This window comes from Microcystis viridis FACHB-1342 (assembly GCF_014698335.1).
In the GTDB taxonomy this organism is placed as follows: Bacteria; Cyanobacteriota; Cyanobacteriia; order Cyanobacteriales; family Microcystaceae; genus Microcystis; species Microcystis ichthyoblabe_A.
In genome coordinates this window covers 47,120-53,667 of the sequence record NZ_JACJSV010000033.1, presented here as the reverse complement: position 1 = coordinate 53,667, position 6,548 = coordinate 47,120, and the positions used below count along the sequence as shown (strand labels likewise).

Below are 6,548 nucleotides of genomic sequence, written 5' to 3'. Positions count from 1 at the left end.
TCATAATACAGTGAGTTCTTTTCTTCTTCCGTGAATTCTAGGTTAATCATGTTTTTAATGAGTGCTTTGCTTCTAATTATGACTCTTGAACTATATTATTGTCTTTGAGTAAAAAATGCAAGTTATAACCGTGCAAAGTATAGAAGTATTGGGCAGCCAAGGAATGATGGGGGAAATGTTGCCGGCTTGGCTTTATAGTGGCGGTCATGCTACTCTCGTGAGCTATAACCACAAAATACCGCAAGATCACATTGATTGGCTGAAAACCTTGCCTCTTTACCTCGATTTAGGCGATATTTGGCTGGTTCATGCCGGTGTTTATCCCCATTTACCCCTAGAAGAACAAGATGCTACTCATTTTTGTTGGATCCGCGATGAATTCCACAGTATGCCGGAACCTTTTTTTAGTGATAAATTAATTATCACTGGCCACACGATTACCTTTACTTTTCCGGGGGTAAGTCCGGGGCAATTAGTCGCCGGTGCCGGTTGGTTAGATATCGACACGGGAGCTTATCATCCCCACAGTAATTGGTTAACTGGATTAGATATCACTAATCGTTTGGTTTATCAGGTTAATACCAAAGATAAAACCAGGCGAAAATTCGATTTAGAAGATATAACCACCTCAATTAATCCCGCCGAAGTCTATACTAAAAGAGTGCAGCCCACCCCTTAAAAATAACTGTTATTAACAAAAATATAATTCTCGGACGGGGAATAATGTCAAATCCCCCCAGATAGCTCAGATATTAATCCCTGGATTGAATAACGCGAACCAGCAGCTTAGGCTATTGGGATTCTTTGATCGTAGGTTCTCAAGAGCGGTAAATTGAATAAAGAATTGTCCAGCTTTCCTTCACCCATGACTCTCCCCTCGGATTTTCCCCTAGAACCACCGGCTACCAATAAAGATCCCCATCGTGATTATCGCGGACTCGATCGCGATAAACTCACCCCCATGTACCAGCATTATGTGGAGGTAAAAGAAACCTATCCCAATGCCCTTTTACTGTATCGTGTGGGCGATTTTTTCGAGTGTTTCTTTCAGGACGCGGTGATTATCTCCAGAGAATTAGAATTAGTTCTCACCAGCAAGGAAGGGGGTAAAGGGATTGGGAGAGTCGCCATGACCGGGGTTCCCCACCACGCCCTAGAGCGCTATAGTCGTTTATTGGTGGAAAAAGGCTATGCAGTGGCGATTTGTGACCAAGTAGAGGATTCAACGGAAGCAGCCGCCGAAAAACGACTCGTAGAACGCGCTATCACCAAACTGCTCACCCCCGGAACCCTCACCGATGAGGGAATGTTAAACGCAAAAAAGAATAATTTTCTAGCTGCTGTGGTTATAACCGGAGAAAATTGGGGATTAGCCTATGCAGACATCTCCACCGGAGAATTCTACACCACCCAAGCCAGCGATTTAACGGCTTTAAGCCTAGAATTAACCCGTTTACAGCCCTCAGAAATCCTTTTTCCCATCAATGCCCCCGATTTAAACCGTATTTTGCGCCCCGGGGAAAAATCCGACCATCTCCCCCCCTGTTTACCCGATAGTTTTTGTTATTCTCTCCGTCCCCAAAATATCTTTACTCTCACAGAAGCGAAAAATCGTCTCCTAATCACCTATAAAATGCGTTCCCTAGAGGGGATGGGCTGCGAACATTTACCCCTCGCCATTCGCGCAGCCGGAGGCCTATTAGAATACATTGAAGATACCCAAAAAGCCAATCAAGTCCCCCTACAACCTTTAAAAACCTACTCTATCTCGGAATTTTTGATTTTAGATGGGCAAACCCGTCGCAACCTTGAAATTACCCAAACGGTGCGCGATGGTAGCTTCTATGGTTCTCTATTATGGGCGATTGATCGCACTTGCACGGCCATGGGTAGTCGGGCCTTACGTCGTTGGTTACTGCAACCTCTCTTAGATTCTCGCGGTATTCGCGCCCGTCAAGATACTATCCAAGAGTTAAAGGATAATCCCTCCCTGCGCCAAGATATTCGGCAAAAATTAAGGGAAATCTACGATATAGAACGTTTAAGCGGTCGTGTAGGTGCAGGAACGGCTAATGCCCGCGATTTACTTTCCCTAGCGGCATCTTTAGTCAAATTAGCCGATTTAGCGGCTTTGGTTGCTTCGGGAAATTCGCCCTATTTGAAAGCTTTACAGCAAATTCCCGCCGATTTAGAAAAATTAGGCCAGCAGGTGATAGCGCATCTGGTGGAATCTCCCCCGCTGCATCTGAAGGAAGGGGGGGTGATTCGCCAGGGAATTGATGCCCAATTGGATGCCCTCCGGCGCGACTATCAGGAAGTAATCGATTGGTTTAAGAATCTGGAGACGACAGAAAAAGAAAGAACGGGTATTAGTAACCTTAAGGTTAATTATAACAAAACTTTCGGTTATTATATCAGTTTACCCCGCAGTAAAGCTGATTTCGCCCCAAAAGATTATGTGCGTAAGCAAACTTTAGTCAATGAGGAACGTTATATCACCACCGAGTTAAAGGAGAAAGAAAATATAATTCTGACGGCAGTAGATGAATTAAATAAGTTAGAATACGAGATTTTTAGCGATTTACGCCGTCAAGTGGCCGAATTTTCCCCAGAAATTCGGGAAGTGGCCACAAAAGTCGCCGCTTTGGATGTATTGGCAGCATTGGCAGAAATCGCCGTTTATCAGGGATATTGTCGCCCAGAAATCGCCGATGGTCGTCTTATCGATATTAAAGATGGTCGTCATCCCGTGGTGGAACAATCCCTTGGGGCCGGCTTTTTTGTGCCGAATTCGATTAATTTGGGCAATCAGGAAGGTTTAGAATACCCCGACTTGATTATTCTCACCGGTCCCAATGCTAGTGGCAAAAGTTGTTATCTGCGACAGGTGGGATTAATTCAATTGTTAGCCCAAACCGGCAGTTTTGTCCCAGCAAAGTCGGCCAAAATCTCCATCTGCGATCGCATTTTCACCCGGGTGGGGGCTGTGGATGACCTCGCTACCGGCCAATCCACCTTTATGGTGGAAATGAACGAAACTGCCAATATTCTCAATCACGCCACAGACAGATCATTAGTATTATTAGACGAAATTGGCCGGGGGACAGCCACTTTTGACGGTTTATCCATAGCTTGGTCTGTGGCCGAGTATTTAGCCACGGTACTGCAATCGCGGACGATTTTCGCCACTCACTACCACGAACTGAACGAATTAGCCTCAATTTTAGAGAATGTGGCCAATTATCAGGTAACAGTCAAAGAATTACCCCATGAGATAGTATTTTTGCACCAAGTACGACCGGGAGGTGCGGATAAATCCTATGGTATCGAAGCGGGGAGATTAGCCGGTTTACCAGCTTCTGTGATCGATCGTGCCATGCAGGTGATGGGTCAAATCGAAAAACATAGTAAAATTGCGATCGGTTTGCGTCAAGGAATTAAGAAAATTAAACCGGTTAAGTCGGATAATTCCCCCTCTCTGCAGCAGTTAGATATTTTTGATGACAGTAAGTAGTAGTGCAAAGCTCAACTTTGTGTCCTTTGTGGTTAACGAAAAGGCTGCATCTCGATTTTGCAGAAACACCGATAATCAGCAATTATCAGTGACTCTTAAACTGGTACAAATATATGAACAATCGCGTGTAAGCATCCCACCGAAAAACTAATGCGCGGGGGGTTTGGGGGCGGCGCCACGCCCCCAACGGGGGGTTTGGGGGGTAGAACCCCCCAAAAACTTGGATTGAGCAATAAAATCGCAAGTAATACTCAATCCCTTGAGTATAGTTTACATATCAAGAAAAGCACTACTACCCCCAAAGGGTAGGGTTGATTCATGAATCAACCCTACATTACTGAACGAGTACGGAGGGAGTCGAACCCCCGACACCCAGGACCGGAACCTGGTGCTCTATCCTCTGAGCTACGTACCCACGATAAAATACCATTACATTATACCACTAGCCGGCGCAGTAGAGCAGAAATTTCCCATGACTAGCGATCGCTCTTTAAAATTACTTATCAGTAACGATGACGGTATTTCCGCGCTAGGAGTCCGCACCCTTGCCAACACCCTCGCTGCCGCCGGTCATCAAGTCACCGTAGTTTGTCCCGACGGCGAGCGCTCTGCCACCGGTCATGGCTTAACCTTACACCATCCCATCCGGGCCGAACAGGTGGAAGGAATTTTTCACCCCGATGTGATTGCCTGGTCCTGCTCGGGAACCCCCGCCGATTCGGTAAAATTTGCCCTTAGTGCCGTCCTCAAAGAGCCTCCCGATTTAGTTTTAGCTGGCATTAACCACGGGTCTAATCTCGGTACTGATATCCTCTATTCTGGCACGGTTTCCGCGGCCATGGAGGGATTAATCGAAGGTATTCCCAGTATTGCCGTTAGTCTGGCCAGTTTTAAAGCTTGTGATTTCCAACCGGCTGCGGATTTTGCCCTCACTTTAGTCAGGAAAGTTACCCTTAACCCTTTTCCTGTTCCCACTTTACTCAATGTCAACGTCCCTCCGGTTAGTAGTGCCGAAATCAAGGGAGTGAAAATCACTAGGCAGGGATTGCGACGCTACGAGGAAACCTTCGAGAAAAGACTGGACCCCAGGGGTAAAAGTTATTACTGGTTAATTGGGGAAGTGGTGGAAGATATCGAACAACCGGACTACAGCCATTTACCCCCGGAAGTGCCTACGGATGTACGCGCTATTGGCGAGAATTTTATCACCATCACGCCCCTACAATACAATTTAACTGATGTACAGGGTTTTCAACATTTGCACCGGAATTCTTGGCTTGATTGAGGAGCATCTCATGATATTCTGATTCAATCATTAGCGTTTGAGAGCCTATGTCCCCTCAATTTAATTTTCAAGAAAACGAACTCGAAGAAGCGGATGTCATAACCCTCTGGGATGAGCAAGGTCGATCACTAGACTGTTATATTGAGAATGCCTATGAAACCGATGACCTTACCTATATGCTTCTTGTCCCCGTGGATACCCCGGTGATGATTCTAGCTTGGGATGAGGAATCGGAGGAAGAAGAATCTGATGCCTTCTTAATCGAAGATAGTGAGGAAATTGAGCGGATTTTCGCCGATGCTAAGGCAGTTTTAGCAGAATTAGACCTATTGCTCAAATCCACTGCTCACACCTTAACCGTTAGTGGTGAATTACCTCCCCTAGAAGAAGATAATGTTCTCAGTTTAGAAATCGATAGCGATGCTCCTTCCTCGTCATCAGAGCCGGAAGAATTGCAATTTCTCGCCAGTTTCTTTTCCGAAGACCAAAAATACTCGATTTACAGTCCCCTTGCTCCTTTGTTATTCTTAGCTGTCGGTGATGGGGAAGGGAAAGTTGAATTAGTTTCCCCCGATGATGACGGTATGGGACCGATTCTAGAGGAACTTTTGTTTGATGAACTCGATTAATTACTTGATTTTACCAAATCCGCCGACCAAATTTATCGATAAATCTAGTTACAGTATATCTTTCGGGATTTCATCATCATTGCGATTAACACGGATTTGGTATTTTTTCTTTAAATTACGGCGTTTCTCATAAAGATGAAGTATAACCTAACTTGGTATTAACGACCGGCTCCTGTCTCCCCAAAATAAAAACCTCATACCTCACTATTAAGATAAATGCTATATCACCACAACTAGGGGAGAGCTTTAAAGATTAGCTATTTTTCTGGTGATAGTGAGGATGAAAGGTTTCCAAGCAAGACTGATTAAATAACCCAATCCTGCCACTAAAATAATTGTCGCCCCCGAGGTGAGATTTAAACTATAGGATAACCATAAACCAACCAAAGTAAAGACAATTCCTAAGATAATCGCTAGGAGCATCATTGCCTTCATATTTTTAACAAATTGTCCACTGATAGCCGCAGGAATAGTTAACAAAGCAATTACCATAATTAATCCTACTACCTGCATTACTGCCACAATAGTTAAAGCGGTTATTCCCATTAAACCCAAATAAATTACCTCCACGGGAATATTGCGAATAATCGCAAAGGTTTCATCAAAAGATATGGCTAACAACTCCTTATAAAAGATACTAACTAAGGTGATAATTAATATATCTATGCCCGCCATTATCCATAAATCATCCCTCGGTACAGTTAAAATACTACCAAAAAGATAACTCATCAAATCAGCTTTATAACCGGGGGTTAAATCAATAAAAATTACCCCAATCGCCATACCAATCGCCCACATTACCCCGATTAAAGTATCAGCTCTCTCCCGGATGCGACGCTGTAAAAACCCCATGCCTAAAGCCGAAAAAAAGGTAAAAAATATCGCCCCCACCACAGGATTAATCCCAAAAAAATAACCGATTCCTATCCCTCCATAGGCAGCATGAGCGATTCCCCCACTGATAAAAACCACGCGATTAACTACTACCAAAGTACCCACAATCCCACAGGCAATACTAACTAATATTCCTGCGGCAATCGCATGGCGCATAAAATCAAATTGTAAAGCCTCTAGCATAGGGGTGTGGGGTGTGGGGTGTGGGGTGTGGGGAGCTTTTTCA

4 protein-coding genes, 1 tRNA gene and 1 pseudogene are annotated in these 6,548 nt (G+C 44.5%); 4 read left to right on the top strand and 2 right to left on the bottom strand.

The window, feature by feature from the left end:
• Positions 1-139 precede the first annotated feature (139 nt).
• Positions 140-679: pseudogene (locus tag H6G40_RS12455) on the top strand (serine/threonine protein phosphatase); the annotation flags it as partial.
• A 186-nt stretch (positions 680-865) separates the two neighbouring features.
• Positions 866-3,514, top strand: a complete 2,649-nt coding sequence (gene mutS, locus H6G40_RS12450; RefSeq protein WP_069474951.1) for a DNA mismatch repair protein MutS — start codon at positions 866-868, stop codon at positions 3,512-3,514.
• A gap of 342 nt (positions 3,515-3,856) precedes the next feature.
• On the opposite strand, the gene H6G40_RS12445 is transcribed toward mutS, so the two are convergent.
• Positions 3,857-3,929: transfer RNA gene (locus tag H6G40_RS12445), tRNA-Arg, on the bottom strand.
• A 57-nt stretch (positions 3,930-3,986) separates the two neighbouring features.
• Here H6G40_RS12445 and surE point away from each other — a divergent pair.
• Entirely contained in the window at positions 3,987-4,799 is an 813-nt protein-coding gene (gene surE, locus H6G40_RS12440; protein ID WP_002738710.1) for a 5'/3'-nucleotidase SurE, read from the top strand.
• A gap of 47 nt (positions 4,800-4,846) precedes the next feature.
• Positions 4,847-5,428, top strand: a complete 582-nt coding sequence (locus H6G40_RS12435) for a DUF3727 domain-containing protein (RefSeq protein ID WP_069474310.1) — start codon at positions 4,847-4,849, stop codon at positions 5,426-5,428.
• 246 nt (positions 5,429-5,674) lie between these two features.
• On the opposite strand, the gene H6G40_RS12430 is transcribed toward H6G40_RS12435, so the two are convergent.
• Complete coding sequence (locus H6G40_RS12430) at positions 5,675-6,505, bottom strand: metal ABC transporter permease (protein WP_069474325.1); 831 nt, start codon at positions 6,503-6,505, stop codon at positions 5,675-5,677.
• Positions 6,506-6,548 lie beyond the last annotated feature (43 nt).

Excerpts from the sequence above, each read along its gene's own strand:
- mutS (WP_069474951.1), top strand. The coding sequence starts at position 866 with ATGACTCTCCCCTCGGATTTTCCCCTAGAACCACCGGCTACCAATAAA.
- surE (WP_002738710.1), top strand. The coding sequence starts at position 3,987 with ATGACTAGCGATCGCTCTTTAAAATTACTTATCAGTAACGATGACGGT.
- H6G40_RS12430 (WP_069474325.1), bottom strand. The coding sequence starts at position 6,505 with ATGCTAGAGGCTTTACAATTTGATTTTATGCGCCATGCGATTGCCGCA.
- H6G40_RS12435 (WP_069474310.1), top strand. The coding sequence starts at position 4,847 with ATGTCCCCTCAATTTAATTTTCAAGAAAACGAACTCGAAGAAGCGGAT.